The organism is Vibrio sp. 1CM7H (assembly GCF_023161645.1).
GTDB lineage: Bacteria > Pseudomonadota > Gammaproteobacteria > Enterobacterales > Vibrionaceae > Vibrio > Vibrio diabolicus.
On record NZ_JALNTV010000003.1, the window covers coordinates 492,114 to 518,812 of the forward strand.

Genomic DNA, 26,699 nt, shown 5'->3' on the forward strand with positions numbered 1-26,699 from the left:
AAGTATAACCCCATTAATTGATGCAACACCTCATTAAACCAGAGAGATAAACATGTTTGGTAAAGGCGGTATGGGCAACCTAATGAAGCAAGCCCAGCAAATGCAAGATCGCATGCAAAAGCTTCAAGAAGAAATCGCGAATATGGAAGTAACTGGCGAGTCTGGTGCTGGCCTAGTAAAAGTTACTATCACTGGTAGTCACAGCGTACGTCGTGTTGACATCGATGAAAGTTTGATGGAAGACGACAAAGAAATGCTTGAAGATTTGATCGCTGCGGCGTTCAACGATGCGGCCCGTCGTGTTGAAGAAACTCAAAAAGAGAAAATGGCTTCTGTAACTGGCGGTATGCAACTACCACCAGGTATGAAAATGCCATTCTAATCTGCTGATATTTAATTAAGCGGACTTTTAATGCGTACCAGTCATATGCTGGAGCAATTGATGGAGGCCTTACGTTGTCTACCTGGGGTTGGCCCCAAGTCGGCGCAGCGTATGGCCTTTCATTTGTTACAGCGCGATAGAAAAGGCGGTTTGCAACTTGCAGATGCGCTTAGCCAGGCAATGACAGAAATCGGTCATTGTACTGAGTGTCGAACCTTCACCGAAGAAGAAGTCTGTCATATTTGTACCAACCCAAAACGCCAAGAAAATGGTCAAATTTGTGTGGTAGAAAGCCCGGCAGACATTGCTGCAGTCGAAGCAACGGGCCAGTATTCTGGTCGATACTTTGTTCTTATGGGACATTTGTCACCACTAGACGGTATTGGTCCAAGTGATATTGGGCTGGATGTGCTTGATTACCGCTTACGTCGCGGTGATATAGCCGAAGTGATTTTGGCAACAAACCCGACGGTTGAAGGCGAAGCCACTGCACATTACATCGCAGAGCTATGTAAAGAACACCAAGTTGATGCCAGCCGCATCGCGCATGGTGTGCCTGTCGGTGGAGAGCTTGAGCTTGTCGATGGCACGACGTTGTCACACTCGCTGTTAGGTCGACACAGAATTTAATAAAAAGCCGCTGAATTCAGCGGCTTTTTTGATTTTGGGAGTTGGGAACGATTAATCGTTCGATTCTTTACCAAGAAGATTTTTGTAGATAACCGCACCAAGCACGCCACCCACAATAGGAGCAACCCAGAACAGCCATAATTGAGAAACTGCCCAGTCACCCATATACATTGCGACTGCTGTACTACGAGCCGGGTTTACTGAGGTGTTTGTCACAGGAATGCTGATCAGGTGAATAAGAGTCAGACACAAACCAATCGCAATAGGTGCAAAACCTTGAGGTGCACGTTTGTCTGTCGCCCCCATGATTACGATAAGGAACATCATCGTCATTACAACTTCAGAAACTAGCGCAGCAAGCATGGAGTACTGACCCGGCGAGTGTTCACCATAACCATTGGCGGCAAAGCCAGAACCCACAACATCGAATCCAGCTTGTCCTGTCGCGATGACATAAAGAATGCCACCAGCGATCAGCCCGCCGAGCACTTGTGCGATGATGTAAGGCGCAACGTCTTTTGTCTCAAAACGACCGCCAGCCCAAAGACCAACCGTCACTGCCGGGTTCAAGTGACAACCTGAAATATGACCGATTGCAAATGCCATGGTTAAAACGGTTAAACCAAAGGCCAGAGCAACGCCCAGCAGACCAATACCCACGTCTGGGAAACCTGCAGCCAACACTGCGCTACCGCAGCCGCCCAATACTAGCCAGAACGTACCAAAAGCCTCTGCCAAATACTTGTTCATGTTATTTCCTAATTTCTACTTAAATGACCCGCTGAACATAGTCGAGAATTGTCAATTAAGTGTGAGGGAGATCGCGTAAAGACTGCAAATAGGACGGTATGTGGCAAGAGTTCTCAAGGATGAGAGAAAAGCAGGGAGAGGAGAGTTGAATCTTAAGGTTGCCTTGGCCATCACTACCTGAGTAACAGCCAAGGCAACGTAGGTTTTAGCTAAATGCGACGAAAGGTGATACGCACAACAAAATACCAGTCGCAATAATCAAGTAAAGCGACGCGCCTTTGTATTTGTGTAAAGAAGGCACTTGGTAGACAAGGTAAGCTGGAATCAAACAGCCAATCAAACCAAAGATAGGGCTACATACTGATGTGAAGCTCAGAACTGGTAGATTCAATACAATCGCACCCCACGCCATGAGAATCGCAAAGAGAATGATTCCCTTGGTGACTAAGTCTTTATTGATTTTCTCTTCAGGCATGACCTTTTTTAGAGCCAGCATCGCTAGACCTTGGCAAGAATCGCGGAAACCTAAGTACACGCCAAAAAACGCAGTCATTACTGAGAAAATATTCAGCATCAAACTCATTAGTTTTAGCGTCGTGCCGTCCATACCTTGCGCAACCATCGCAAGAGCAGAGATGTTCTCTTCTGCTGCTTTAACCGCTTGTTCATGTGACATCGCAAGCGTAAAGGAAATCGCGTAGAAGAAGACGGTCACAAACAAGATACCGAAAGCAATTTTCATTGCGCGCATGGCTTTAAAGCGAGCAACCTCAATCGATTTTTCTTTTGAGCGGTATGAGATCACCATTGGGCTCAAACTTTGAATGAAGAGAATAGACGTCAGAGTAAACGGCAGTAGCTCAATTGCATCTTTCAAACCAGCGCCTGTTTCTGGAATCGCACCGACATTCGCTACATCCCATTTCTCGATCATCATGACGCCAAGTAATGCAACGGTACAAAGTTTAATCAGTACAAGACCAGTACTGACCTTAAACAAAATCTTTTCACCACGAGATGCAATAGCGACCAGCGCGCACACTAAAGCCAGACCATATAGCGGGTTTTCAGACAATAAATCTTCCGTGATGCCAAAACTATGTAGGAAAGATGCCGAGTCATTGTTGATAGCTGTTGAGTAAACAAAGACCCAAATCACCAACATGATGAAGTAGAGCACACCTAATAACGCCCCCCATTTGTTACCAAGGTAGCCGGAAATGACGCCAGCGTAATCTTGGCACTTTGGTGAACTTGAGAGAGTGTTGATGAAAAGGCGTTGGAATAAGTACATTGCTGGGTAGCCGATCACGGCAGAGGCCAAGAATACCCAAAGGCCCAATACGCCTACTTTTACTGGTAAAAAGACAATACCGGCACCGATTGCCATGCCGATACTCATGATCACCCATCCCCAGTCTGTGCTATCAAACTTGATCGCGGCTTTCCACTCGTCTAGGGCCATGCCTGCTTTTACGTGCGGTGGCTCTTTACCGATAGGTAAGGTTTGTGTAGGTGCTGTCACGCTCATTTTATTGTTTCTCTTGTTAGTATGAATTTTTCTCAAATTTAATTGAGAAAATGTATATCACCAATTTTTTTGTGGAAAATTCAGATAAATTTGAGATCTTGGCGAAGAAGTTCAAATAAATTGGAGTTTTTAACGAATTTTGTGATCTGATCTAGTTGTTTAATTCATATTTAATTGAAAAAATAACGCTAATACGGAAGTTGAATTAGAAACTTCTTAATAAAAAATAAAATTTATGTGAGGATTTGAAAATGAAAAAATTGATTTCATCTGAACACGCGCCTGCTGCTATCGGACCTTATTCACATGGCACTAGCTATGGCGATTTGATTTTTACTTCTGGCCAATTACCCGTTGATAAGGCAACAGGAAAAGTCGTTGAAGGCGGCATCAGTGCACAAAGTCATCAATCTCTTACTAACTTGAAGCACGTTTTAGAGGCTGGTGGTGGCAGTGTCGATACTGTTTTAAAAACAACGTGTTACCTATCGAATATTAATGACTTTGCCGAGTTTAACAAGGTCTACGCAGAGTTTTTCCAACAAGATTGTCCGGCACGCAGTTGCTTCGCAGTGAAAGATTTGCCTCTTGGCGTGTTAATTGAAGTCGAAGCGATTGCTCATAAAAAGTAATACGGAGAACAGAGCATGAACCAGCAATGGACACAATATATCCAAATCATTAAGCAAGTTGTGAAACCTGCATTAGGATGTACAGAACCCATTGCTGCTGCGTACGCGGCAGCAGTTGCTAGAAAAGAGTTAGGCACATCCGATATTGATGCGATAGAGGTGCGTGTTTCAGACAACCTATTTAAAAACTCGATGGGTGTTTTCGTACCTGGAACGGGCAAGATAGGCCTCAAAATTGCCGCCTCAGTTGGTGCATTAGCCGGTGACCCAACAGCAGAACTGGAAGTGTTGGCTCGGATTAATAAGCAGGATGTTGCTGCTGCGCAACAATTGATAGATGAAGAGCGGGTAACTGTAGCGCGCATGGATACGCAAGAATTCATTTATTGCAGCGTAACGCTCACCTCTGGTGACGATGTTGTTTCGGTCACGATCAGTGGCGGTCACACCAACATTATCCAGATCATGCGCAATGGCGACGTGATTTTTGATGCTCCACCGCAGCAACGCGTTGCAACCGCTTCTGTTTGTGAAGGTGTGGATATTTCGATCAAACAAATCTATGAGTTTGCCACTCAGGCGCCTTTTGAAGAGATCAAATTCATTCTCCAAGCTGCAGAGCTTAATACCTTGCTGGCTCAAGAGGGTATCGACCGAGGTTACGGCCTAGAAATTGGACGCACGCTAAAAGGCAACATCGAGCAAGGCTTATTGGGCAATGACTTAATGAGTCGTATACAGATGATGACATCAGCGGCGTCTGATGCTCGCATGGGAGGGGCAACGTTGCCAGCCATGAGCAATTTCGGCAGTGGGAACCAAGGTATTGCCGCTACAATGCCAGTTGTAGTTGCGGCAGAAGTATTCCAAAACGACGAAGAACAGTTGGCTCGCGCGTTGATCATGAGCCATTTAGGGGCTATTTACATCAAATCTTATTACCCACCGTTATCCGCATTTTGTGGCAACACTGTTACCAGTGCGGCAGCTTCTATGGCGCTGGTGTATTTAGCTGGTGGTACATTTGAGCAATCATGCTACGCCATTCAAAACGTCATCAGCGACAGTTCAGGTATGGTGTGCGATGGTGCGAAGTCCTCTTGTGCGATGAAAGTGTGTACTTCGTCGACAACGGCGGTGCGCTCATATTTGATGGCGATGGGTAACCACAGTGTTAAGAATCAAGGTATAGTAGGCGAAGAAGTTGAGCAAACGATAAGAAATGTTGGCTCAATGGTTCGTTTCGGTATGCCGTATACTGACAAATCTATTATCGATATTATGTCGGCCTAACCTCCAGTTTTTGCTAAGGGAAGTAACATTGCTACTAAAGAAACTCACCAAGAGTGATCTCGATATTTTGAACTCTATGAAAAACGTCGTGGATGGCATTGCACGTATGTATGGTGAACACACTGAAGTGGTTCTCCACAGCTTAGATGCCGAAGCGCCGGAAATCATCAAAATCGCAAATGGGCACGTGACGGAACGCAGTGAAGGTGCCCCAATTACCAACTTAGCGAGAATGAAGTTAAGAGAGGGTAAGGACGTTTCTGATTCGTACCTGACGAAAACGTCGAACGGAAAGACCTTGCACTCCATTACGACCATTGTCAGAAATCCAAAAAACAAACCGATTGGTTTGCTGTGTATCAACGTAGATATGGATGCACCGATGCAGGCGTTTTTAAAGGCAATGCTGCCTCAGCAACACACCGAGTGTTGTGTTGGTGGCGCTCGATCACCAGAAACGTTTGCGCGTAATATCGATGAAACCATCATCAGCACGATAGAAACCGTACAAACAGAAGTGTGGGAAAATGAAGCCATTGCGCCTTCTAAACGTAACCGTGAACTGGTGACGCGACTGCACGGCTTAGGCATTTTTAAATACAAAGATGCTGTTTTAATGGTTGCAAACCATCTTGGCATTTCGCGCGATACCATCTACTTGTACTTACGAGAGCTTGGTAACGACTAAACGGGGGCTCTGAATAGATTAAGTAAGTTGCTCTAGCTCAGTGATGTTGTCGAGCGCTTCTTGGTTGGTTTTGCCACACACAACCGGACACGGTTTAAAATCGTGACAAACGTTAGGGCGCTCAGGCTTACCAAACAGCTTACACAAATTATCATCGTTGAGTTGTACGCAACGAACACCTGCTGGTTTGCCCTTGGGCATTCCAGGTATCGGTGAAGAGATACTTGGCGCAATACAGCAAGCTCCGCATCCTAGTCGACAATCCATAATGTAAACCTCTTAAAAATTGAGGGGCAATTATGGTCATTTTGACGTGGATTGGAAGAGTCGCCTAAGAAAAAATAAAAAGGAGCACTCAATAGAGTGCTCCTTTTGGCTTCTAAACCGTTGTGATCATCTCAAGAAGCGGTTGTAAACAAACAGCAGAATAAATGCGCCTAGCGTTGCGGTGATTATGCTACCGATATTTACGCCAGTTGCCCCGCCGAAACCCAGAATACCGCCAAGAAAGCCGCCGACAAACGCCCCAGCAATACCGAGTAGCATTGTCGCAATCCAGCCACCCCCATCTTTTCCTGGCATGAGCCATTTTGCGAGTGCACCGGCGATTAAGCCCAAAATAATCCAAGAAATAATACCCATGAAAACTCCTTAATGCCTTCTTGATCAATTGAGTAATGGAAACTCGTTTAAGGATAGAACAGTAAAGCGAAAGTAGTTGAATATCTCTACTGTTATGTGTGAATGATTCGAGATCTTCTCAAAACTTGAACTTTTGCGTCGAGAGGGGTATAAATCGCCCCCTAAATTCCCTTGGTGAGACCTGAAGTATGAGCACTCCATTTTGGCAAAGTAAATCGTTAGAGCAGATGACAGAAGAGGAATGGGAATCTCTCTGTGATGGTTGTGGTAAATGTTGCCTGCATAAGCTAATGGACGAAGATACCGATGAAATCTATTACACCAATGTGGCCTGTAGCTGGCTAAATAGCAAAACGTGTTCTTGTAAGGATTACCCAAATCGTTTTACTTCGGGTGAAGAGTGCACCAAGCTGACGCGCGAAGACATCGACGATTTTACTTGGCTGCCGCATACGTGCGCTTACCGCCTGTTGGCTGAAAAGCAGCCTTTACCAGAATGGCATCCGTTGATTACGGGCTCGAAATCTGCGATGCACGCGGCGGGCGAAAGTGTCCGCAATAAAGTGGTATACGAGATTGATGTGGTGGATTGGGAAGACCATATTCTGAATCACCCCAATCGCCCGTAGTTAAATTTACACAAGCCTTTCATCTAATAATGAAAGGCTTGTTTGTTATTGGGTTTCTCAACTTTGACGCCCAACTAACGAAATGCTGCTCAGTTTATTATTTAGTGTTGTAAACTTAGGTATATAATTTCAAGGCTTTACACTTCTATTCTTGGTCGTTTTGATCAGAACTGTTCCCTAAGAGGTAAACATGACGTTTCATTTCCCCCAGAAAATACGCCTGACATCTTGGGTGGCATTATTCACGCTTATCCTCGGTATGATGGCCCCGATGGTCATCAATGCGAAAGATATTCAGGATACGCCAGAGCCCTCTGCTGCCGAAACTTCTATTGATAACTTGAATCGAGAAATTGTGGATTTATCCCAAGGTCTCTCGCAAGCGAGTGGTGATGAGCGCGACGCGCTTCAACTGCAGCTGTTCCAAAAAAATGAAGAGTTAAGAAGTCAGTTAGCATCAGCGATTGAACGTGAAACTATCCCTCGCGACAAATTGATCTCCTTGGTTAAAAAGCAGGAAAAATACTCTGAGGACGCCACAAACTATCTGTCGGAAAAAATAAAGAAAGTCGTTGAAGATTTAAATAAAGCCAAGGATGAAGAGAAACTTGCTCTTGTTAATGATTACCGAGAGTTACAGCATTACCTCGATGTCAGCTTCGATTCAAGTTGGCAAAACCTTGCTTGGCTGAAAGAGTTAGGGGCTCAAAATGAGCGCGCAGAAGCGGAACTAAAGGATAAAGTTGATAAACGCATGCGTTTGCTGTCTGCCTCAATTGAGTACTTGAGTCAGCAAAGTGAGATCATCGGCTCTCAACTTTCGTCAAGCCCTGAATCGGAAAAAGCGTCACTGCAGCTAAGTCAGCTTATTACTAAACAAAGACTGAATATTGCGACGGAAAGCCTACGCAATTTAATTTCGATTGGCGATAAAGTCGGTTTAGAAACGTCCGAGTACAAACGCCAAATTTTCGAAGTGACAGGGAATATCACCCACGATTTACTGAATACCAAAGTAGTGTGGTCAATACTGAGCCATTGGTCCAACTCGGCACTAGACTGGTTTGCCGAAAATGCGCCACAGCACATTTTCCAGTTGTTTGTATTTGCGCTGATTTTATTGATCGCTCGTGGGCTCGCGAAGTTAACGCGCAAAGTGGTCAGCAAGGCGGTTTCATCGAAAAACTTAAAGCTCTCACACTTGATGCAGGATTTCTTTATCTCAATGTCCGGCAAGTTCGTGTGGGTGATTGGTATCATGGTGGGCCTATCTCAGCTCGGATTGAACCTGGCACCGATCCTAACCGGTTTTGGTATTGCTGGTGTGATTATCGGCTTCGCCTTACAAGACACCTTGTCCAACTTCGCGGCGGGTATGATGTTGCTTATTTACCGCCCATTTGATGTTGGTGACTTTGTGTATGCTGGTGGCGTGGATGGTAAGGTAAGCCATATGAGTTTGGTGAACACCACAATCCGTACGTTTGATAACCAAATTATTATTGTACCTAACAGTAAAATTTGGGGAGATGTCATTAAGAACGTCACACACGAGCGCATTCGCCGTGTGGATATGGTGTTTGGCATTGGCTATGCGGATGACTTGCTGAAGGCCGAGTCAGTGCTGTCTGATATCATTACTTCTCACCCTGCAGTACTTCGTACACCAGAGCCGATGATCAAAGTGCATACGTTAAACACATCATCTGTAGACTTTATTGTTCGTCCTTGGGTAAAAACTGATGATTATTGGGACGTGTATTGGGATGTGACAAAAGAAGTGAAACTGCGCTTTGACCGAGAAGGCATTTCGATTCCTTTCCCACAACAAGATGTGCATTTGCACATGGTAGAGAAACAAGACGCGTAATCACAGCCAAAACAGTACGAAAAGGCACTCTAGAAAGAGTGCCTTTTTATTTGCATTAAGCGGTGTTTTTACAGTTCGTTAAAGAACACCAATTTCGGTTCGTATTCTAGCAAGTTGTCGATTTGGCTAATCAAAAGAGCAAAGTGTTCTGTTTCACCATGAAGATCGAACGCTTGTTGGTCTTTAAATTGCTCTTGAAAAACGAAGTGGCACGCATTGTCTTTATCTTGGAATAACTGATAACGAACACAACCTTCCTCATTGCGAGTGGGTTCAAGTGCTCGGGTGAGCACTGCTTTCAGTTCTTGTTCTTTTCCCGGTTGTGCCTGGAAGGTAGCAGTCAAGTGAATCATGATGTTTACTCTTTTTGTTATAGGTAACGCCCTTGGCGTTGTAAGAACTCAATTTTGTAACCATCAGGATCAGTCACAAAAAAGAACGTTGCCAAATGCTTTTGTTGGTGATCAAAAGCTTTGATGTCACCCGCTTCAATACCGAGAGATTTTATGCGTTTGTGAGTTTGTTCGATGTCCTCTACGCTGACAGCAAGGTGACCGTAGCCTGAGCCGTGAGTGTAAGGCTCAGTTTGATCGTGATTGTGTGTTAGCTCTAATTCAAAGCCAGTTTCTTCGTTGGCTAGATAGGTCAGAGAAAAACCATCAAAGATGTATTGGTCTTTGATTTCTAGCTCAAGTACGTCGCGGTAAAATTGTAGAGAACGGTCCAGATCGCTGACTCGGATCATGGTGTGAATCATTTTTGTCATGGGTACTCCTTGATAGTCCGCATAGGTTAGCGAGTTCAAAAGGAGTCTGGGTAGTACTCTAGTACGACAAATTAGAACATGCTCAATGGCTTACAACTCTGTTGCATAGCCTATGAGGGTTATTGGTAGGTTGGTCGGTGGTTGGTTGTTATTAAGTGTTTAGTTGTGTCAGTGCTTGACGAATCGTCTCTTTAGGCTGGCGAGCGTAAGTGAGACAGGCGCAGCGGAGTAGGGAGGCAAAGTTGTTTACTTCACCATTGTATTCGAGCGCTTCTTGATAGACCGTACTAATAAACTTAGGAACAGTCATGTTTTGAGCGTTAGCAATTTCCTCAAGAATCGTCCAAAAGCTCGCTTCAAGTTTTACACTTGTTGCGTGACCATCAATACGGATAGAGCGGGTGATGAACTGATAGTTGTCTTGGGGTTGCTTAGCAAATATTTCGCACATTTTCTTCATTCATATAATCAAAGACCTATAATTATTGAGGTTTATTGTTTAAAACGTCAACTATTTTCATGCATAAAAAAACGCTCCCTTACGAGAGCGTTTGAACATCACGAGTCGTGAAGTAAGTGCAAGCCGATTATTTGATTTGTTGCTTTAAGTACTCACCTAACTGAGAGTGGTGCATGATTTTTGATACCGGAAGGATAGTTTCTGCCGGTCCCCAAGCAAATACGTTGACTGGGGTATGCGTATGAGTACCCGTTCCCCATACTGTGTTTTGCTTTGTTGCATGTTCACGAGCTAGCAAGTTGCCACGGTCGTTGTAAGGAAAGAACGCATCAAAGTCATTGATTGTAGGAACGTTCTCTTCGCTTAAGTATTTGTGTCCAGCGAGTCGGTATGGATTTGGTTTACTTGCTAATACGCGTTCTGCTTGCTCAGGCGTAATCGAAAAAGCGCTATTTGCATTCACAATTTCTGCAAACTTCTCTGGTGTTTGAGCTTTCTTATCAAGCGCTTGGAATTCGCTGATCATACCGTAGTAGCTTTTCTTCTGGTTGTATAAACCATCGAGGATTTCGAACTGACCAAAGTTGAAGTTTGGCGCGTAATCTTGATTTTTGAATGCTTCGCCGTCGCGTTTTTGCGGTTTAGGCAAGTTTGCTGATGAGTAACTAAAGCCGAAAGAACCGGTCTCGTGGTCAGCGGTAACAATGATCAGTGTGTCATCACGGCCTTTTGCCCACTCATAAACCGAGTCTACCGCTTCGTCGAACTTGATCATTTCATGCAGCATCGTACCCGCATCGTTACTGTGGCCAGCCCAGTCAATTTGACCGCCTTCAACCATTAAGAAAAAGCCGTCTTTGTCTTTTGAAAGGATGTCGATTGCTTTGGTGGTCATTTCTTCCAGTGATGGCTGCGTACGTTTTGGATCGTTTTTGCTTTGACTGTAGGCAATACCATCGTTCATGCCCGAGTAAGCAAAAAGTCCAAGTAATTTGTCACCTTTAGCTTGTGTGAGCATATCGCGGCTGAAAGCCAGGTTGTAACCTTGGTCTTGCGCCTCAGTAAGCAAGTTGCGCTCATCTTTACGTTTCGACTTTAGGTAGATATTACCTTCAGTGAGCTTTTCAAGTTGCTCGTATGTCTCTCCCTTGTCGTTTGTCGACTTTGGAATCCAATGACGAAGTCCGCCAGACATCATCACGTCAACGCCAGTTTCTAGCATGTCCGCCGCAATACTGTTTTCTAGAGAACGGTGTGGTTGATGAGCGGCAAACGCGGCTGGCGTTGCATGAGTCATACGTGTATCAGAGACGAGACCCGTAGCCTTACCTTTGCTTTTGGCTTTTTCCAAAATGGTTTCAACGTGGTTGCCTTGGCTATCAATGCCAATGACTTCAGAAGCGGTAGGTATTCCTGTTGCTAGCATCGTTGCGGAGCACGCAGAGTCGACGACAATCGCGTCTTCTGGATTGGTCAGTGAAGAGCCAATGACACCTTCTTGAGCGAGTTTATACAAAGCGGTAGTTTCGCCTTTGTAAATCGAGTTAGGTGCGTGTTTGGCGTAAGTCTCTAGTAGACCAACTTGTTGAGGCCCCATGCCATCGCCGATCATCAGAATAACGTTTTTGATTTCGGCTGAGAGTGCATTAAAAGATAGGGTTGATGCTGCCACTGCGGTAACGATTGGAGATACTAAGCGCTTCATTATATTTTCCTTGTTTATTAAAAGCGCTGGCATTAAAACAATGATTTATGACGGTTTTGTGTCGGTAATAAAAGTTTAACTAAATTGTCGTCTTTGCTTGGGTTTGTAGAAAAAGTGAATCAACCTCTAACGTTTGTGAATTTAGAAAGAAGAAAGCCCACAAACGTGGGCTTGGATTACGCTTAGGAGTTGAAAGCATGGACTAAAGTTATCCATTCAGTGCCTTCACAAGAAACCTAGTTTAGGGAGCAATAAACGAGTATGCGTTCTAAGGTCATAAGAGCGGTCGAATTGAGGAGTATATAACCTACGTTTACGACATATCGTTCTTTGACGTATCAAATTATGGGCTGCAGTTAGTGATTTATTCAAATAGGATTTATTGTCGTAACGATTATTAGACCAACGCTAATATGATGCCACCGACAGTGAGGGCAGCAGAAAGGTATTGACCCGCAGAGTATGAGCCGTCTTCTTCTTCCTCGATTTTGTCAGGGTGATCCATGCCAAGTGCGCCATGTGTAAAGGACTCCACTTTTTCACCAACAGATTTATCTTCTGCTTCTACTCTCTTACTGTCGTGTTCGATTTGCTGCAGAGCGGCGAGGAGCGCTTTGCCCTCCGTAGACAGTGTCACCTTATTGTGTTCGACTTTTAGCGGCGAAGCGTTGCCTTCCTCTTGTGCAATACTTGTTTGCTTAGAGGCGACAGATTGTTTGGCATAGCTATTAACAGAAGTGCTTCCTACTGGATTCATCGAATACTCCTTGGAACATCGACACTCGTTCACTGAGTGCGGGTAAAAAGCAGTTATATTACTATCGGCGGCAAATTCTATTTCTGAAGCTATTTGGATAAAAACAGGTCTGCTTTTGCCGCTTCTGGTTTCTATTCGTGATCATTAGCAAAAAATAGACCAGCAGGAAGCAGACCGTTGTCACTCTATGAACTCGGAGCAGTGTGATGATGCAACGCAACGACAAGGTAGTAACTTAAATTGGAGACCAGCTACTTACATTGAAGATCGCTATTGCGCTTAGTGAGGTGTTGATATGCCGCCATGCGGTGAGCATCTTGTACATACCGTACTGGTGGTGCAAGAACCTCTAACTGATAATCAGTATGATCAGCAAGCACATTATCTGTTGGGCTAATTAGAACTACTTTTAAGCTCGGATTGCGGCTTAAGATGGATGCAGCCGTACCTAACCCTTGCTCGGTATGAAACTTGCCCGCGACATGAACAACCTGAGCTCCTGGTGTGGCGGTTAGGTAGTTAACAATAGACTCTGCCATGGTTTCATCCCAAGTTACTTGAGCTGCAAACTGTTTCTCGGTTTGTTCTGGTTTCCCATGATGCATGGATGCCATAAACTTCTCTTTGTATGGACTACTGGCCGTGTTGATGGATTCTGCAATAAACGCTCGCTGCTCATCATCGAGCTTGTTAACGTAGTCTATCCCCTGACGACCAATACATCGGACAATGCCCTTTGGTGCATTCGCAGCAATCACCGGGAGATTTTTCTGCTTAGCAAACTCAACGAGAGGGCGATAGTCGCTCTCATAATTGGGCCAAGCATTGGCTTGTTTCATCAAGTACTGTTCACCGATTTCCCCACGCAGGTAAGCGTCAACAACAGGTTGTTTGTCGCGGGTAAATTGTTCCATTGATAACGCGAGTGGGCGGTCATAAGATGAAAGTTGTTTGAGCATATCGGTTTGAAAGCGATGAACGCCGGCATGTGTGTGCCATTCACCAATAAGAATGACATCTGCTTGTTGCAGCTCTTTTGGTAGTTCGCTTAGAGCGATGTGCTCGCCAGAAGGAGTGTAAAGTTGGTAGTCGTAAAAAGTAGTGACTTCCGCAGAGGTAGGGTGAGAGTTGGTTGATGGAACAGAAGAACAACCAGTAAGTAAGCCAGCAAAGAGCAAGCTTAAAATAGAAAAGCGCATTGAAAAGCCTCCAAAAATGTCCGGATGATATTAATGGAGGCTGAACAATGAATCAATATAAATGATAACTATTTGCGTTTATTGTCTGCCACTATTATTACTGAGTGGACTTTTGCGATATACGCGTAGCATAAAATCAGCCTCACATTGATAGAGTGTAGTGGACTTCAATTCTTCACGAAGTGCATCGGTTGCTTTCCATGCGAATGGCGTCATTTGCAATAAATCGAATGCGGCCCCGTCCTTCAAATTCATAACATAGTTAAGATGTTGTTGATGCTCTAATTCATATCCTTCAATATGTTCTGGCTCTTCACTGTGAAGACGAACATCTTGATAAATGCGTTCACGTAGTTGGTATAAGTGACGGCTTGCAGGTGTCACCGTGATGACCACACCGTTCTCTTTTACAACGCGCTGAAGCTCTTCTGCCTTGCAAGGGGCATAAATGCGCAAAATAGCATCTAAGGATTCATTCGCGAAAGGAAGCCGATGGCTAGAAGCGACGCTAAAGTGACACTGTGTGTAGCGCTTCGCCGCATAACGAATCGCAACTTTTGAAATGTCCAGTCCATATATCGTCGCATCGTCCGTTTGCGTTTGTATCGTTTTCTGCACTTGATCCGTGTAGTAACCCTCGCCGCAACCAATATCTAATAATTGATGATCGGTTCCCTCTGTGTATTTCGCACACAGCTGCGCAACCTCTTGGCGCATTGGGTTGTAGTAATTCCCCTCAAGGAATCGACGACGAGCTTGCATCATCTCTTTATTGTCACCAGGATCTTTAGAACGTTTGTGGTGCGCTGGCATCAAGTTAACGTAGCCTTCTTTTGCTAAGTCAAACTGATGATTGTTTTCGCACTTAAACGTTTTTTCATTTAACGCTAGAGCTTGGTGGCATAAAGGGCATTGATAGTTCATGACGATCTCGAACAGAAAGTAGGGCGGCAAATTCTATCAAAAAGCGTGGTCTCAAGTGAAACAAAAAGAGCCGATGGAATCGGCTCTTATTAAGTATTAGTGGAAGAAGTCGACTTGCTCTTTCAAGTTCCGAGCTTGTTGTTGCAGTTCAATGGCACTTTGCGAGGTTTTCGCGCTGGTGTCGCGGCTTTCTCGGTTTAGCTCACTGATAGAATGGGCATTTGCAGCAATTTCTTGGGATACTTGCGCTTGCTCTTCTGAGGTCGCAGCAATGGCGTCGGCTTGAGACGCTATCGACTGGACTTGTACTGCGATGGCTTCTAATGCTGTACCCGCGTCTTGTGCTTTGTCTAAGACCTGGTTGGCACTGCGTTGGCTGTCAGTCATCATATTAACTGCATTATGAGTAGAGCCTTTTAGCTTCTCAATAATTTCAACTACATCCTGAACTGAGCTTTGTGTACGGTGCGCAAGTGTGCGCACTTCATCTGCTACAACTGCGAAGCCACGACCTTGCTCACCTGCTCGTGCGGCTTCAATGGCTGCATTCAACGCAAGTAGGTTGGTTTGCTCTGCAATCTCATCAATCATCTTCGTGACGGTTTGAATACTCTCACTATCGCGATTGACTTGCTCGATAGCCGCTGCTGATTGATCCAACTGATCGTTAAGTTGAGCAACATCGATACATACGCCTTCTACAATCGCGAGACCAGATTGACTATCGGTATTCGCTGAGCGTACGTTTTCCGCAATGCTTTCTACTTGCTGCGCCACCGATTGAGCAGAAGAGGCCATCTCTTCGATTGCTGTTACCACTTGTTCTACTTCTTCTTGTTGGCGGTCAGCTTGGGTTAAATTGCTATGGGCATCATTGGCAACGCTGTTGGAGTTGCTCTCTACTAAGTCGCTTGTGGAACGGATCTTACCAACAAGTTCATTGAGTTGACTTGCCATACTGGCGACACCCGTATTCAGGTTCGTAATTTCATTTTTTGATGCCTTACGAGACGATGGGACGTTCAAGCTGACCTCGCCGCCCGCCAAGCGAGTCATATAGGAGTTTAGAACGGTCAGAGGTTTTAAGCTGCGATTCAAGAAAAGTGTCAGTACAACAAAAGTAATGATTGCCGCTACCGAAGAAATGATGGCGATAAGTTTGAGTAGTGTATCACTGCCTTTGGTCACTTCTTTGATGAACGTACCACCCAGTAGTTTCCAGTTCCAGCCTGGTACTTCGGTAAACACTAAGTACTTTTCGCCGACTGTTGAGCCGAATTGGTAAGGGTAGAGAATTAATCCGCTCTTTTGTTCAAAAATTTTATGGAAAGGCTTATTACCCTCGTAGTCACGAACTTCTGTGATTGAAGGGTCGGTTGCACTTTTGGTCGGATGGAGTAGGTACTTACCAAGATTGTTGTCGTCGTTGTCGACAATGATGGTATAGCCAGTATCGCCCCATTTAATCTCCTCTAGCGCATCGAATAGCGTTTGTGTTGCTTGATCTACAGGCAAACCAATAAACGATAACCCTGCAACTTTTCCTGTAGCATCTTTAATTGGAGAGTAATAGGTAATGTATCGTTCGCCGTACAACTTTATTTGAGCGTAATATGGCTGACCAGCTTTTAGTTGCTGATAACCTGGGTGGTCGAGACCTAGCGTGGTTCCCACTGCTCGTTGACCTTGTGGATCTTTTAGTGAGGTAGATACACGGATAAAGTCATCTCCCAAAGGCGCGAATAAAGTCGCGATAGCACCGGTATCACGTGTGAAGCTATCGACCAGCTTTGTGTCGTTAATTAAGCTTTCACTGTATTGAGTGATGTTTGGTATTTCGTGACCCATGAAATCAACGGTATAGTTTTCGACATAAACACCGGCAAGGTAGCCATTACGAAAAGTGGACTCGAGCACTTTAGCGGTATGCAGATAAGCATCGAATTGGCCAGCAATGGTTTTTGCCATCGACTCTACTTTAGATTGGTGCTCTTTAAGGGTGCTTTCCAATAGAACATCGGAAGCGTTACGGTAAACAAGCGCAGCAATACTGCTGAAAGCAATGAATAGACACAAAGTGATAACCAGCTTTAACTGGAATCCGACACTTTGATTTCGGTATCTCTCTAACATAGAACAGTTCCTGATATTTTTATTATTTATGAGTTTTGTATCGGCATGCTATCGGTTTATATGATCGAATTTTTTGATATTTATTAATGAAATAGTCAAAAGTGACTGATAACCAATAAGTTAGTTGAGAGAGGACCATCTAGTCGGGGCTTTTATTACAAAAAAGGTCGGGTATTCCCGACCTTTGATCTGGTTATAACTACTGCACTGAAATTACAGTGACAAGTTCATGAGTCTCACCTGGCTGGAGCGTTTTACCTTGCTCGATACTTGGAGCGTGAACAGTAGATTCAACACACAGCATGGTTTGGTAACCATCGTCAGCCATATCAGCCATACCTTGTGCACCTTCTGCCCAAGGGTTCCAAAGTACCGCGGAGTTATGACCATGGTTTTCCACGCTTAATGTACGATTCAGTTCCGGATCTTTTACCAAAATTTTCGCTTCTGGTTGCGTGTAAACGCGATCAATGGTGTCTGTGAGTTGCAGAACATCACCACCTTGGCATACCGCATCAGCTTTCAAGCTATCAATGTACTCGGCACCCATGCCTGTTGTTTGTGCTTGCTTAATGTCTCCAACGTTTAGGTAAGTATGTAACGCGCCAGAGAAGGTCCAAGCTTCGTCATCGATGTTCATGACTTTGAGTGTCACTTTTAGCTCATCGCCAACTTCAACCACCAAACGAGCGTCAAACATATGTGGCCAAATATCGTGGATTTCTTCTGTCGGGAACAGAGCAAGTTCAACAATCACGCCGTTATCGTTCTCGCGATGTTCAACCAGCTCCCATTCAGCAGTACGTGCGAAACCATGAGCCGGTGCTGCAATACGCCCAAACCATGGCCAGCAAACGGGAATGCCGCCTCGTAAGGCTTTTTTCCCGTCGAAAATCGCCTTCTCGCTCATCCAAATCAAATCTTCATGACCAGCAGGAGTGAACGAAACAACGTGACCACCATGTAAGGAGATGCCTGCTGTCGCTTTCTCATGAATAACACGTACTACTTTGACCTGATCAATTTCAACGACAGTAACGTTATCAGATAACACGGTTAGAGCTGGGAGAGTTTTTAAATCCATGTGCTGTTTCCTATCATTGGGGAAAGTAGGGTTTCGACATCCGTCGCAAATACAATGCAACAGCGCCGAGGTATTCTCTCAAATTCCAGATACAAAAAAGGCGACTCTAGAGCCGCCTTTTCTTTAACGAAGTTATTCGCTAATTGCTAACTATCTAATTACTTAGAGATGTGAGCGATTAGGTCTAGAACTTTGTTTGAGTAACCGATTTCGTTGTCGTACCAAGATACAACTTTAACGAAGTTATCAGTTAGAGCGATACCAGCTTTAGCATCGAATACAGAAGTTTGAACTTCACCGATGAAGTCTTGAGATACTACTGCATCTTCAGTGTAACCTAGAACACCTTTTAGCTCACCTTCAGAAGCTTCTTTCATTGCTGCACAGATAGCTTCGTAAGATGCGCCTTCTTTTAGGTTAACTGTTAGGTCAACTACAGAAACGTTAGCTGTTGGTACGCGGAAAGCCATACCAGTTAGTTTGCCGTTTAGTTCTGGAAGAACAACGCCTACAGCTTTAGCAGCACCAGTTGAAGATGGGATGATGTTTTGAGAAGCACCACGACCACCGCGCCAGTCTTTAGCAGAAGGACCGTCTACAGTTTTTTGAGTTGCTGTAGTAGCGTGAACTGTAGTCATAAGACCAGATTCGATACCGAACTTGTCGTTAAGAACTTTAGCGATAGGCGCTAGACAGTTAGTAGTACAAGAAGCGTTAGAAACGATGTCTTGACCAGCGTAAGTCGCGTGGTTAACGCCCATTACGAACATTGGAGTAGCGTCTTTTGAAGGACCAGTTAGAACAACTTTCTTCGCGCCAGCTTCGATGTGCTTACGTGCAGTCTCGTCAGTTAGGAAAAGACCAGTTGCTTCTGCAACAACGTCAACACCGATTTCGTCCCACTTAAGGTCCGCAGGGTTGCGCTCTGCAGTAACACGTACAGTTTTACCGTTAACGATTAGGTTACCGCCTTCAACTTCAACAGTACCGTTGAAACGGCCGTGAGTTGAGTCGTACTTAAGCATGTATGCCATGTAATCTACGTCGATAAGGTCGTTGATACCTACAACTTCGATGTCAGCACGCTCTTGCGCTGCACGGAATACGAAACGACCGATACGGCCAAAACCGTTAATACCTACTTTGATAGTCATTATAGTTGCTCCACAACTTAATTTCTGATTAAAGATAACTGGTAGTAAAATTACAGAATCCAGTAAACATCTGCAAGTGATAATCGGACTTAACTTGTTTAAAGTCAAAAAAAAGCGACGCTTTTTTTAACAATTCTTCGTAAATGTTCGTTTTTTAAACTTTTAACTGATTCTTCTGTAGTCCAGTTGGCGTAATATAACTGGTGAGATAAGTGCTCTTATCAAATTAATTACGCATGGTGTCCTGGTGAGAAAGTATGTGCTACAACTGTTAAGAGAAGCAAGTTTTTTGCTAAAAAAGTCAATACCAAAAACAGTAAAGAAGGAGCAGAAAGTCGTGGAACAAAGCGGGAAAAAAGTGGCGAAGTCAGATGAGCAGTGGCGTGAGCAACTTTCTGAAGAAGAGTTTCGTGTCTGCCGAGAGCAAGGTACAGAACCGCCTTTCAGCGGTAAACTACTGCATAATAAAGAGACGGGTGTTTATGCTTGTACCTGTTGCCATGCCCCTCTCTTTGTCTCTGATAACAAGTATGACTCTGGCTGTGGTTGGCCAAGTTTTGATGCGCCCATCAATGATCAAGCGGTGCGCTATTTAGAAGATCTGAGTCACGGAATGGTACGTACAGAGATTCGTTGTGCCGCATGTGATAGCCATCTAGGGCACGTTTTTGAAGATGGCCCACAGACCACGGGTGAGCGTTTTTGTGTTAATTCGGTGTCGTTAATTTTCAACAAATCAGAACAATAACGACAAAATTGTGCTCGATAGTGTTTTATCCTTTCAATACGATTTGTTGTAAGTAGAAAACAGAGTGTAGTTTGACCCAACGAAAAACTCCCGCCAATTGCGGGAGTTTTTTCGTTTATATCTCTTTGGGTATCATTGCTGGAGAGTAGTTCCCTCTCTCTATGGCTTTTGCCACCGATTCAGCTAATTCATCTAGCTGCTGATATTGCTCTGCATGACTAAAATTAAACATACGCTTGAGCTGCTTTTCATCGGCAAGCGGGACGTCGAATCTTTTTGCAACCATTGCCCACAGATACGCGCGCTCTTTTCCTCCAAGCCCTTGATGAATGCTTGCCATTGATTTGAGAATGATCGGATTAAGGTTGTCTTCATCCGATAAAGACAACGCTTTATTCAGCAGTACTAACGTTTTCTTGGCATCTCGATTAGTATAGAAAGTAGCTAATGCATATTGCATCTCAGCAGTATTTAACTTGGGTGAGCCTTCCATTTGTAAAAATGCGCGACGAGCTTGGATGTCACCCGTTTGAGACCACAAAAAATACAAAGTAGCCGGGTCTTCTGAGCCTTTTAACTCGTTTACGATGCGTTCTAGCTCATCAATACTGTGTACCAAAGCGTTAAAACGCTGTCTCTTGAGAGCACTTTGATCAATAGGTGTGATCTGAGAGGCGAGTTCTAAGCATTTTCTATATTCAGCGACCAGACCGTATTCGATGATTTGGTTGGCTTCTGATGGTTTTTTCAATTGCTCAAACCGATGCCATACTAAGTTTGTTCTGGGAACTCGACATTGCCCGTCATCCATATTGAGCTGTTTGCAGCGCAGCTCTGGTGTTTTTTGGCACAACTCTTCGGTTGTCACGTTACCTTCGAAACAGCCCGTTAGTGCGAGACTTGTGAGGCTGAGAAGTAACCAGTGTGTTCTTTTCATGGCTTTGCTTGTGATCCGTTACACCAATTCATTTTCGTATTCTTGACTCAGTTTCTTAACCCGTTATGTTCTGTAAATAGAATGTAATAAGAAGGTACATTATGGACGCAGAACAACTATTACAAGCGATGACTCCAGAAGTTTATGATCGCTTAGTCTATGCAGTAGAAACGGGAAGATGGCCTGAGGGTACAACACTTTCTAAAGAGCAGCGAGATTCGTGTATGCAAGCTGTGATGTTGTATCAATCAAAACATAATACTGATGCGCAGCATATGACGGTTGCAGCCGGCGGTGAAATCAGCTTTAAATCGAAGCAAGAACTTAAAAAACAATTTAGCGGAGAAGAGAGCGACATTGTTCGTGTCAATCCAAACATTGATTAAGTGAACCTTTGATTTTTACAGGGTGTCGTTTACCGCTACTACTTTGACTTTAAAAGAAAAAAGCCCAATCTCTATTGGGCTTTTTAGATCGTAGTAAGCTTGAATTTACAGGCTCATCTCACCACGCAGTACTTGCTGCATTCTCTCTTTCACTTCTTCGTAAGAAAGGTTTTGGCTTAGAAGGTAATGCAGTTTTGCTAGTGCCGCTTCTGGCGTCATGTCAAAGCCGCTGATAACTCCAGAGTCTGCCAGTGCACAACCCGTGGCGTAGCCGCCCATATTCACCTTACCTGCCAAACATTGAGTTAGGTTCACGACAATAACGCCGCGCTCAGAGGCTTCTTTTAGGTGGCCCAGTAGCTCAGGGTTTTGAGGCGCGTTGCCCACACCAAAAGTCAGAAGAATCATCGCATTCACGGGCTGACGAAGCGTGTTTCGGATAACTTCGTGTGAAATGCCTGGGTACATGGTGATCACACCGATTGGTTGTGGTGTGATGTTGTGAACCTTAAATTCACCTTCTGGTTGTGCACCAACGGTTACGCTGTTGCTTACTTGAATATTGATCCCGGCTTCCAGTAGTGGAGGAAGGTTTGGTGAAGTAAAGGCATTAAAACCGTCCGCATGAGATTTTGTGCTGCGGTTACCACGCATCAACTGATTATTGAAGAACAAAGTAACTTCGTTGATCGGGTAGTTTGCGGCAATATGCAGAGCATTCAATAGGTTTGCTTGACCGTCAGAACGCAGCTCTGCGAGAGGGATCTGTGAACCCGTAACAATCACTGGCTTGCCAAGGTTTTCAAGCATGAAAGACAATGCAGATGCTGTGTATGCCATGGTGTCAGTACCATGTAGGATGACGAAACCATCGTATTTGTCATAGTTGTCACGAATATCATCCGCAATCTGCTGCCAGTCGGCAGGCGTCATATCTGATGAGTCAATCAGAGGGTCGTATTCGTGGATAGTGTAATCCGGCATTTCAGGACGGTGAAACTCTGGCATGCTTGCTAGTTGCTTTTCCATAAAGCCAGCAACAGGCACATAGCCGTGATCCGATTTTTGCATTCCGATGGTGCCACCGGTGTAAGCGATGTAGATGTGTTTTCTAGTCATCGTTTTTTCTTTCATGTAGGGGAACAGAGGCGGGGATTATATACCTAAATAACCTTGAGATGCGAGGCTATGCGCACAGCATCAGAAAGTCATCTGAGGAGATGTTGAGCGTAATAAAAAGGGCACCTCAAGTAGAGATACCCTTTGTAATATTAATGAAAAAGCTACTGCACTTGGCAGTTCAAACAAAATGCGTATTGACCTTTAGGATCGTTAAAGCTTTGTAGCAAGCTTGCGTCTTGCTCGAACTGTTGAGCTACGGGTTGAAGACTTTTTGGTAGCAAGCTGGTTGCATCGATACCTAGAGAGACTTTCACCTGTTTCATGAACTCTTGTAAAAATAGTTCAGTAGGAGAAAGAGGTTCTTCTACCCAGTAAATGCCGTAATCGGTCACGTTCGCAAGTTTCGCCGCTAGCTCTACAGCATCATCAAAGTCACCCATCTGGTCGACAAGACCAAAGGATAGTGCATCTTGACCAGTCCAAACTCGACCTTGAGCGACGTTGTCGACTTCCTCTAGAGACATATCTCGATTCTCGCCAACCAAAGAAATAAAGCGCTTATAACCGTGCTCGATACCTAATTGGAATACTTGAGACGCGCCGTCAGAAAGGCCAGTGGTAATACCGTCACCAGAGAACGGCGATGTGCCAACGCCATCAGTATTAATGCCTAACTTACTAAAGCCTTTTTCAAACGTGGTGATGACGCTAAAGATACCAATGGAACCCGTCAGGGTTGTTGGCTGAGCAACGATCTTGTCTGCGCTCATTGAAATCCAATAACCACCAGAGGCAGCCAAACTCGACATGGATACAACAACTGGCTTGCCTGCTTGTTTTAGTGCTTCTACTTCGTTGCGAATCACCTCAGAGGCAAAGGCACTACCCCCAGGGCTATCTACTCGCAACACGACCGCTTTCACCTTTTCATCATTGCGTGCTTGACGCAACAAGCTTGCGACGGTATCACCACCGACAGTACCACGAGGTTGTTGACCATCCATAATCGCGCCACTTGCTAGAACAACGGCGATATCGTGCTGAGGTAGTGTGTAATCAGGGCGAATCGTGGCGAGGTAGTCGTAGTAACCAATCGCGTTGTAGCTGTCTTTGCCGTCACTACCAAACTGCTTTGCAAATAGAGTGCGAATGTCTTGGCGTGTCGCGAGTTCATCAACCAAGCCCAGTTTAACCGCTAGCTGAGCAAGATCACCGTCCACTGACTTCATTTCGTCAATCAGCTCATCCATGGTTGGGTTAAGCACTTTCGCATCAATATTTCGGTTTGTCGTTACGTCATCAACAAAAGCACTCCACAATTGAGTAACCCAACGTGTTGCAGACTCTTTCGCCGCATCGGACATGTCATCACGAATAAACGGTTCGATAGCGGATTTATAAGTACCTACGCGAAAAACATGAGTAGAAACATCAAGCTTTTCCAATAACGTTTTGTAGTACATTGAATAGGCACTGTAACCTTTAATCAATACGCCGCCATCCGGTGCCAGGTAAACTTTATCAGCGTAACTTGCCAAGTAATATTGGCTTTGGTTGTAGAAATCACCTACAGCGTAAATTGGTTTACCTGACGCTTTAAATTCGTTCAACGCTTTCGCGATGTAACGTAATTTCGTGAGATTTGTTTCTGGCATGTCTCGCAGTGCTAGCACTAATCCAGACACTTTAGGATCGTCTTTCGCGTAGCGAATAGTATCAACGATATCGAAAAGGACGTTTTCTTTCGGTAACTCATTGCCCAAAAGGGAACCAGCAAAAGAGTCCATTGGATTTACATAGCGTCTTTGTTCGACAATCGGACCTGAAAGATTCATCACCAATGCCGACTCTTTTTCGACGACGGGTTGACCGTCTCCGGTATAAGTAAAAGCAAAGTAGAAAACGGCAATCATCAGCAAGAAGATCAGGTTTGCCAGTGCGAGTCTGATAAAGGTGATGCTCTTCCATATCCCTTTAAATATCAAACCAATAAATTTGAAGAGTTTTTTCATCTTGTCTCCATAACGAGATAGTTACGCCGAGTCTAACAAAGTATGGGTTCTTATCTCTAAGATCTCAAAAGATAACATTTTTTTAGCTTATCACGACCACTCAACAATTGGCATATTTTCACGCGAGATTGATCGGTGTTACAAAAATGTAAACGCTTGTTTGATTTTTTGGTTGAGCGGGCTTAATCTGGTCAGACCATGATAATAACAATGGATGTTAAGTGATGTCTGCCATGTACCCAAACCTATTAAAGCCACTGGATCTCGGTTTTACACAATTACGAAACCGAGTCCTGATGGGATCAATGCACACGGGCTTAGAAGAGCACAAAGAAGGATTACAGAAGCTCGCCGCTTTCTATGAAGAACGCGTGAAAGGCGGTGTTGGATTGATTGTCACCGGAGGTTTTTCTCCTAACTTACGCGGTCGTTTGCACCCGTTGAGTGCTGAGTTCAGCAAGCCAAAGCATGCCAAGGCCCACAAAGTTGTGACAGAAGCGGTGCACAAGCACGGTGGCAAAATTGCCCTACAAATTCTCCATGCTGGGCGTTATGCCATGCATCCATTCTCGCAAAGTGCGTCTGGCATTAAAGCGCCAATTGCAAAGTTTGCTCCGAGTGAAATGAGCGACCGCCAGATAAAGAAAACCATTGATGCCTTTGCGAACAGCGCTGAGTTAGCCCAGCTTGCAGGTTATGATGGCGTCGAGTTGATGGGCTCGGAAGGTTACCTGATAAACCAATTCTTATGTAAGCGCACGAACATGCGTTACGACGAATGGGGTGGTAGCTACAAAAAACGTATGCGTTTTCCGCTAGAAATTGTCAAAGCGGTTCGTAAGGCGGTGGGTGACAAGTTCATCATCATTTTCCGTCTCTCTATGCTGGATCTTGTCGAGCAGGGCAGCACATTTGAAGACGTTATCGAATTGGCGAAAGCGCTTGAAGAGGCTGGCGTCACGATTATCAATACGGGTATCGGTTGGCACGAGGCTCGAATTCCTACCATTGCGACTCAAGTACCACGCGGTGCGTTTACGTGGGTTACGGAAAAAGTTAAGCCTCACGTTTCGGTTCCTATTATCACATGCAACCGTATAAATACGCCAGATGAAGCAGAACGCATTTTATCTTCAGGTCATGCTGACATGGTTTCGATGGCTCGCCCATTCTTGGCCGATCCTTACTTTGTTGCTAAAGCTGAGCAGGAAAAAGCGCAGCTCATTAATACATGTATTGGATGTAATCAGGCATGTCTAGATAACGTGTTTAAAGGTAAGCGCGCCAGTTGCTTAGTGAACCCACTTGCGTGCTATGAAACCGAAATTGTTGTTGAACCAGCCTTTAAGAAGAAAAACATTGCCGTTGTTGGTGCAGGCCCTGCGGGCTTGGCTTGTGCGACTACACTGGCTGAACGTGGCCATAAGGTTGATTTGTTCGAAAAGAACGACCGCATCGGTGGTCAGTTCCGTCTTGCGATGCAGATCCCTGGTAAGGAAGAGTTTCGAGAGACGATACGATATTTCGCTAACCGTATTGATGAAACAGGCGTGAATCTGCACTTATCGACGGAAGCGAACTATGACTTACTCACAGAATACGATGAGATAGTGATGGCATCGGGTGTTGAGCCACGTAAAGTCAATATTGATGGAATTGATAACCCAGAGAAAGTCGTCGACTATCAAACTCTCATTCGAGACAAAACGCCAGTCGGTGAGAAAGTGGCTATCGTTGGTGCAGGTGGTATTGGCGTAGATGTCGCGACCATGCTCACAGAGCCAGTTGGACAAACGTTGGATGACTGGTTGCATGAATGGGGAATCGACAAAGAGATGTCTCAACCGGGTGGTTTATACCCTTACCCTGATGCGGTCAGCGATAAAGAAGTCTGGGTACTTCAGCGTCGTAAAGGTCGTGTAGGTAAAGGTCCGGGTAAAACGACAGGTTGGATCCATAAACGTACCCTTGAAAAACGGGGCGTACATTTAGTCGGTGGCGTGTCTTACGATAAAATTGATGATCAAGGTTTGCACATTCATGTAGATGGAAAAGAACAATTATTGAACGCGGACAAAGTCGTTATTTGTGCGGGGCAAGAGTCTGTTCGTCCATTTGAAGATAAATGGTCTGAACTTGGAGAGAAGATTCATATCATTGGCGGAGCTGACCATGCGGGTGAACTTGATGCTGTGCGTGCGATTCGTCAAGGTGTTAAATTGGCGGTAAAACTCTAGTCTTTCAAGGTGTGTTTACTATGAAAGC

General features: G+C 44.7%; 27 protein-coding genes. 10 read left to right on the forward strand and 17 right to left on the reverse strand.

What is annotated here, in order from left to right; genetic code table 11:
- The first annotated feature begins 52 nt into the window (after positions 1–52).
- Both MSG33_RS14370 and recR read left to right on the forward strand, forming a co-directional pair.
- Positions 53–382, forward strand: a complete 330-nt coding sequence (locus tag MSG33_RS14370; protein WP_005380618.1) for a YbaB/EbfC family nucleoid-associated protein — start codon at positions 53–55, stop codon at positions 380–382.
- A gap of 30 nt (positions 383–412) precedes the next feature.
- Complete coding sequence (recR, locus tag MSG33_RS14375) at positions 413–1,012, forward strand: recombination mediator RecR (RefSeq protein WP_031780610.1); 600 nt, start codon at positions 413–415, stop codon at positions 1,010–1,012.
- A 51-nt stretch (positions 1,013–1,063) separates the two neighbouring features.
- Here the strand turns inward: recR and aqpZ are convergent, their stop codons facing one another.
- Positions 1,064–1,762, reverse strand: coding sequence for an aquaporin Z (gene aqpZ / locus MSG33_RS14380; RefSeq protein WP_248381318.1), 699 nt, complete (start codon positions 1,760–1,762; stop codon positions 1,064–1,066).
- A gap of 205 nt (positions 1,763–1,967) precedes the next feature.
- Positions 1,968–3,227 carry an aromatic amino acid transport family protein gene (locus MSG33_RS14385; RefSeq protein ID WP_065645052.1) on the reverse strand — a complete coding sequence of 420 codons (1,260 nt, stop codon included), beginning with the start codon at positions 3,225–3,227 and terminating at the stop codon, positions 1,968–1,970.
- Between the two features lie 317 nt (positions 3,228–3,544).
- Between MSG33_RS14385 and MSG33_RS14390 the strand changes: the two genes are divergently transcribed.
- The 3 genes from MSG33_RS14390 to MSG33_RS14400 are packed head-to-tail and all read left to right on the forward strand — an operon-like array spanning position 3,545 to position 5,906.
- Positions 3,545–3,925, forward strand: a complete 381-nt coding sequence (locus tag MSG33_RS14390) for a RidA family protein (RefSeq protein ID WP_046874501.1) — start codon at positions 3,545–3,547, stop codon at positions 3,923–3,925.
- 15 nt (positions 3,926–3,940) lie between these two features.
- The gene (locus tag MSG33_RS14395; protein WP_031429678.1) at positions 3,941–5,218 is read left to right on the forward strand and encodes an L-serine ammonia-lyase, iron-sulfur-dependent, subunit alpha; all 1,278 of its coding nucleotides are present in this window, start codon (positions 3,941–3,943) and stop codon (positions 5,216–5,218) included.
- A gap of 28 nt (positions 5,219–5,246) precedes the next feature.
- The gene (locus MSG33_RS14400) at positions 5,247–5,906 is read left to right on the forward strand and encodes a PAS domain-containing protein (RefSeq protein ID WP_005397228.1); all 660 of its coding nucleotides are present in this window, start codon (positions 5,247–5,249) and stop codon (positions 5,904–5,906) included.
- 18 nt (positions 5,907–5,924) lie between these two features.
- Here MSG33_RS14400 and MSG33_RS14405 read toward each other — a convergent pair whose 3' ends face one another.
- Both MSG33_RS14405 and MSG33_RS14410 read right to left on the reverse strand, forming a co-directional pair.
- Positions 5,925–6,173: a YkgJ family cysteine cluster protein gene (locus tag MSG33_RS14405; RefSeq protein ID WP_025574470.1), complete on the reverse strand. Its 249-nt coding sequence runs from the start codon at positions 6,171–6,173 to the stop codon at positions 5,925–5,927.
- Between the two features lie 126 nt (positions 6,174–6,299).
- Positions 6,300–6,548, reverse strand: a complete 249-nt coding sequence (locus MSG33_RS14410; protein WP_005397239.1) for a GlsB/YeaQ/YmgE family stress response membrane protein — start codon at positions 6,546–6,548, stop codon at positions 6,300–6,302.
- A gap of 188 nt (positions 6,549–6,736) precedes the next feature.
- Between MSG33_RS14410 and MSG33_RS14415 the strand changes: the two genes are divergently transcribed.
- Complete coding sequence (locus MSG33_RS14415) at positions 6,737–7,177, forward strand: YcgN family cysteine cluster protein (RefSeq protein ID WP_005384948.1); 441 nt, start codon at positions 6,737–6,739, stop codon at positions 7,175–7,177.
- A 190-nt stretch (positions 7,178–7,367) separates the two neighbouring features.
- Positions 7,368–9,047 (forward strand): mechanosensitive ion channel family protein, encoded by a 1,680-nt coding sequence (locus tag MSG33_RS14420; protein WP_031780612.1) that lies wholly within the window; start codon positions 7,368–7,370, stop codon positions 9,045–9,047.
- A gap of 68 nt (positions 9,048–9,115) precedes the next feature.
- Here the strand turns inward: MSG33_RS14420 and MSG33_RS14425 are convergent, their stop codons facing one another.
- The 10 genes from MSG33_RS14425 to gap form a co-directional block, all read right to left on the reverse strand.
- On the reverse strand, positions 9,116–9,400 hold the full coding sequence (locus tag MSG33_RS14425) for a putative quinol monooxygenase (protein ID WP_248381319.1): 285 nt from the start codon (positions 9,398–9,400) through the stop codon (positions 9,116–9,118).
- 17 nt (positions 9,401–9,417) lie between these two features.
- The gene (locus tag MSG33_RS14430; protein WP_005397245.1) at positions 9,418–9,813 is read right to left on the reverse strand and encodes a VOC family protein; all 396 of its coding nucleotides are present in this window, start codon (positions 9,811–9,813) and stop codon (positions 9,418–9,420) included.
- Positions 9,814–9,964: 151 nt separating this feature from the next.
- Positions 9,965–10,264, reverse strand: coding sequence for a ribbon-helix-helix domain-containing protein (locus MSG33_RS14435; protein WP_031780613.1), 300 nt, complete (start codon positions 10,262–10,264; stop codon positions 9,965–9,967).
- A gap of 136 nt (positions 10,265–10,400) precedes the next feature.
- Entirely contained in the window at positions 10,401–11,978 is a 1,578-nt protein-coding gene (locus MSG33_RS14440; RefSeq protein ID WP_248381320.1) for an alkaline phosphatase, read from the reverse strand.
- 397 nt (positions 11,979–12,375) lie between these two features.
- Complete coding sequence (locus tag MSG33_RS14445) at positions 12,376–12,735, reverse strand: hypothetical protein (protein ID WP_047010122.1); 360 nt, start codon at positions 12,733–12,735, stop codon at positions 12,376–12,378.
- A 251-nt stretch (positions 12,736–12,986) separates the two neighbouring features.
- Positions 12,987–13,934: a ChaN family lipoprotein gene (locus tag MSG33_RS14450; RefSeq protein WP_248381321.1), complete on the reverse strand. Its 948-nt coding sequence runs from the start codon at positions 13,932–13,934 to the stop codon at positions 12,987–12,989.
- Positions 13,935–14,012: 78 nt separating this feature from the next.
- Complete coding sequence (gene rlmA, locus MSG33_RS14455) at positions 14,013–14,858, reverse strand: 23S rRNA (guanine(745)-N(1))-methyltransferase (protein WP_248381322.1); 846 nt, start codon at positions 14,856–14,858, stop codon at positions 14,013–14,015.
- 96 nt (positions 14,859–14,954) lie between these two features.
- On the reverse strand, positions 14,955–16,991 hold the full coding sequence (locus MSG33_RS14460; RefSeq protein ID WP_124008378.1) for a methyl-accepting chemotaxis protein: 2,037 nt from the start codon (positions 16,989–16,991) through the stop codon (positions 14,955–14,957).
- A gap of 199 nt (positions 16,992–17,190) precedes the next feature.
- Positions 17,191–18,075, reverse strand: a complete 885-nt coding sequence (locus MSG33_RS14465; RefSeq protein WP_012841555.1) for a D-hexose-6-phosphate mutarotase — start codon at positions 18,073–18,075, stop codon at positions 17,191–17,193.
- A gap of 158 nt (positions 18,076–18,233) precedes the next feature.
- Positions 18,234–19,229 (reverse strand): type I glyceraldehyde-3-phosphate dehydrogenase, encoded by a 996-nt coding sequence (gene gap / locus MSG33_RS14470; RefSeq protein WP_012841556.1) that lies wholly within the window; start codon positions 19,227–19,229, stop codon positions 18,234–18,236.
- A 337-nt stretch (positions 19,230–19,566) separates the two neighbouring features.
- Here gap and msrB point away from each other — a divergent pair, with 337 nt between their 5' ends.
- A complete protein-coding gene (gene msrB, locus MSG33_RS14475) occupies positions 19,567–19,977 on the forward strand; it encodes a peptide-methionine (R)-S-oxide reductase MsrB (RefSeq protein WP_248381323.1) in 411 nt (136 codons plus the stop codon).
- Between the two features lie 115 nt (positions 19,978–20,092).
- Here msrB and MSG33_RS14480 read toward each other — a convergent pair whose 3' ends face one another.
- On the reverse strand, positions 20,093–20,914 hold the full coding sequence (locus MSG33_RS14480) for a DUF2989 domain-containing protein (protein ID WP_248381324.1): 822 nt from the start codon (positions 20,912–20,914) through the stop codon (positions 20,093–20,095).
- 101 nt (positions 20,915–21,015) lie between these two features.
- Here MSG33_RS14480 and MSG33_RS14485 point away from each other — a divergent pair, with 101 nt between their 5' ends.
- Entirely contained in the window at positions 21,016–21,300 is a 285-nt protein-coding gene (locus tag MSG33_RS14485) for a DUF1315 family protein (protein WP_005380700.1), read from the forward strand.
- A gap of 105 nt (positions 21,301–21,405) precedes the next feature.
- Here MSG33_RS14485 and ansA read toward each other — a convergent pair whose 3' ends face one another.
- Together ansA and sppA are read right to left on the reverse strand one after the other, a co-directional pair.
- Positions 21,406–22,419, reverse strand: coding sequence for an asparaginase (gene ansA / locus MSG33_RS14490; protein WP_046874512.1), 1,014 nt, complete (start codon positions 22,417–22,419; stop codon positions 21,406–21,408).
- Positions 22,420–22,583: 164 nt separating this feature from the next.
- Positions 22,584–24,434 (reverse strand): signal peptide peptidase SppA, encoded by a 1,851-nt coding sequence (gene sppA / locus MSG33_RS14495; protein ID WP_248381325.1) that lies wholly within the window; start codon positions 24,432–24,434, stop codon positions 22,584–22,586.
- A gap of 224 nt (positions 24,435–24,658) precedes the next feature.
- On the opposite strand from sppA, the gene MSG33_RS14500 reads away from it, so the two are divergent.
- Positions 24,659–26,671: an NADPH-dependent 2,4-dienoyl-CoA reductase gene (locus MSG33_RS14500; RefSeq protein WP_065645046.1), complete on the forward strand. Its 2,013-nt coding sequence runs from the start codon at positions 24,659–24,661 to the stop codon at positions 26,669–26,671.
- The last annotated feature ends 28 nt before the right edge of the window (positions 26,672–26,699 follow it).

Excerpts from the sequence above, each read along its gene's own strand:
- MSG33_RS14445 (WP_047010122.1), bottom strand. The coding sequence starts at position 12,735 with ATGAATCCAGTAGGAAGCACTTCTGTTAATAGCTATGCCAAACAATCT.
- rlmA (WP_248381322.1), bottom strand. The coding sequence starts at position 14,858 with ATGAACTATCAATGCCCTTTATGCCACCAAGCTCTAGCGTTAAATGAA.
- MSG33_RS14435 (WP_031780613.1), bottom strand. The coding sequence starts at position 10,264 with ATGTGCGAAATATTTGCTAAGCAACCCCAAGACAACTATCAGTTCATC.
- MSG33_RS14420 (WP_031780612.1), top strand. The coding sequence starts at position 7,368 with ATGACGTTTCATTTCCCCCAGAAAATACGCCTGACATCTTGGGTGGCA.
- recR (WP_031780610.1), top strand. The coding sequence starts at position 413 with ATGCGTACCAGTCATATGCTGGAGCAATTGATGGAGGCCTTACGTTGT.
- MSG33_RS14430 (WP_005397245.1), bottom strand. The coding sequence starts at position 9,813 with ATGACAAAAATGATTCACACCATGATCCGAGTCAGCGATCTGGACCGT.
- MSG33_RS14415 (WP_005384948.1), top strand. The coding sequence starts at position 6,737 with ATGAGCACTCCATTTTGGCAAAGTAAATCGTTAGAGCAGATGACAGAA.
- MSG33_RS14460 (WP_124008378.1), bottom strand. The coding sequence starts at position 16,991 with ATGTTAGAGAGATACCGAAATCAAAGTGTCGGATTCCAGTTAAAGCTG.
- MSG33_RS14390 (WP_046874501.1), top strand. The coding sequence starts at position 3,545 with ATGAAAAAATTGATTTCATCTGAACACGCGCCTGCTGCTATCGGACCT.
- MSG33_RS14450 (WP_248381321.1), bottom strand. The coding sequence starts at position 13,934 with ATGCGCTTTTCTATTTTAAGCTTGCTCTTTGCTGGCTTACTTACTGGT.
- MSG33_RS14485 (WP_005380700.1), top strand. The coding sequence starts at position 21,016 with ATGGACGCAGAACAACTATTACAAGCGATGACTCCAGAAGTTTATGAT.
- ansA (WP_046874512.1), bottom strand. The coding sequence starts at position 22,419 with ATGACTAGAAAACACATCTACATCGCTTACACCGGTGGCACCATCGGA.
- MSG33_RS14425 (WP_248381319.1), bottom strand. The coding sequence starts at position 9,400 with ATGATTCACTTGACTGCTACCTTCCAGGCACAACCGGGAAAAGAACAA.
- MSG33_RS14395 (WP_031429678.1), top strand. The coding sequence starts at position 3,941 with ATGAACCAGCAATGGACACAATATATCCAAATCATTAAGCAAGTTGTG.
- MSG33_RS14385 (WP_065645052.1), bottom strand. The coding sequence starts at position 3,227 with ATGGCCCTAGACGAGTGGAAAGCCGCGATCAAGTTTGATAGCACAGAC.
- sppA (WP_248381325.1), bottom strand. The coding sequence starts at position 24,434 with ATGAAAAAACTCTTCAAATTTATTGGTTTGATATTTAAAGGGATATGG.
- MSG33_RS14440 (WP_248381320.1), bottom strand. The coding sequence starts at position 11,978 with ATGAAGCGCTTAGTATCTCCAATCGTTACCGCAGTGGCAGCATCAACC.
- aqpZ (WP_248381318.1), bottom strand. The coding sequence starts at position 1,762 with ATGAACAAGTATTTGGCAGAGGCTTTTGGTACGTTCTGGCTAGTATTG.
- MSG33_RS14405 (WP_025574470.1), bottom strand. The coding sequence starts at position 6,173 with ATGGATTGTCGACTAGGATGCGGAGCTTGCTGTATTGCGCCAAGTATC.
- MSG33_RS14500 (WP_065645046.1), top strand. The coding sequence starts at position 24,659 with ATGTCTGCCATGTACCCAAACCTATTAAAGCCACTGGATCTCGGTTTT.
- MSG33_RS14465 (WP_012841555.1), bottom strand. The coding sequence starts at position 18,075 with ATGGATTTAAAAACTCTCCCAGCTCTAACCGTGTTATCTGATAACGTT.
- MSG33_RS14410 (WP_005397239.1), bottom strand. The coding sequence starts at position 6,548 with ATGGGTATTATTTCTTGGATTATTTTGGGCTTAATCGCCGGTGCACTC.
- gap (WP_012841556.1), bottom strand. The coding sequence starts at position 19,229 with ATGACTATCAAAGTAGGTATTAACGGTTTTGGCCGTATCGGTCGTTTC.
- MSG33_RS14370 (WP_005380618.1), top strand. The coding sequence starts at position 53 with ATGTTTGGTAAAGGCGGTATGGGCAACCTAATGAAGCAAGCCCAGCAA.
- MSG33_RS14480 (WP_248381324.1), bottom strand. The coding sequence starts at position 20,914 with ATGAAAAGAACACACTGGTTACTTCTCAGCCTCACAAGTCTCGCACTA.